This window comes from Streptomyces poonensis (genome assembly GCF_014650915.1).
Lineage (GTDB): Bacteria > Actinomycetota > Actinomycetes > Streptomycetales > Streptomycetaceae > Streptomyces > Streptomyces poonensis.
Map to the genome: position 1 here is coordinate 1 of NZ_BMVW01000041.1, position 1,040 is coordinate 1,040.

1 protein-coding gene is annotated in these 1,040 nt (G+C 72.9%); it reads right to left on the reverse strand.

All coding sequences use genetic code 11. The annotated features are described in order from the left end of the window. Positions 1–970: IS630 family transposase (locus tag IE242_RS37255; RefSeq protein ID WP_189867529.1), on the reverse strand; the 970-nt coding region annotated here is incomplete at its 3' end. Between the last annotated feature and the right edge of the window lie 70 nt (positions 971–1,040).

A 1,040-nucleotide genomic window follows, 5' to 3' on the forward strand; every position in this document is an offset into this window, starting at 1 on the left:
CGGTGGTCAGAAGCTGGCCGGGTGAGCGGGTCCGGAAGAACGCATGCACCTGTCGTCGGCGGCTGGGCCACGTAACGGCGGTGTTGGCAAGGAAGGCCTTGAGCGCGGCCCAGACGCGTTCGACGGGGTTGTCGTGCGGGCTGTAGCGGGCGCCGTACCACAGGTGCAGGCCAGGCTGGCCGGCAACGAACTCGCGGACCGCACGGGCGTGGTGGATGGAGTCGTTGTCGCACAGCACCACCACCGCCGGGGCGGCGGGGGAGGCGGCCGCCAGCTGCTGGAGCAGGGCCAGGAAGTCGGCCGCACACCGGCGGCCGAGCCGGTAACGGAAGGCGCCGGTGGTCACCTCCAGCGCACCCAGCACCGTGAGCTGGCGGTTCTTGCCCGGGGTGGCGATCTGCGGGCGGTGGGCGAACGTCGTCCAGCTGGACCGCAGGTGCGGCAGCAGGTGCACGTGGGTCTCATCGGCCGCCCAGACCACCGTGCCGGGCGGCAGCAACCGCAGCCGTTTGACGATCGCCGCCACCACCGCGTCGCGGGCCGGATCACCGCGGGCGATCAGTCGGGGCCGCCGCCAGACGGCCACCTGCCGCACCCGCCGGTACAGCGTGCGCCGGCTCATTGCAGGACGCCGCAGATGCCGGTGCAGCCGCGGCACCGTCCAGGGCCCCGGCCGCTCAAGCAGCGCGGCGATCCGCGCGGGCAGTCGTCGGCCGCCCAGCCTCGGCCGTCCGCTGCGGGGCCGGTCGGCCAGACCGGTCACCCCGCAGGCGTTGAAGCGGCCGATCCACCGACGCACCGTGGCCGGGTCGCACTCCACCAGCACGGCGATCTGTGCAGGTGACAGCCCGTGCAGCGACAACAGCACCATCACCGCCCGCACCACCGTCCGGCCTCGGCCGCGCAGCAGGTCCCGTAATCGTTCACGTTCGACGTCGGACGCATTGGCGAACACGATGGGCGGGCGCACACTGACCACAACCTCGCCGGGTGGGCGGACGATGCTGGCGCTTCGATCGAACACCCGGCGAGGGCCATGT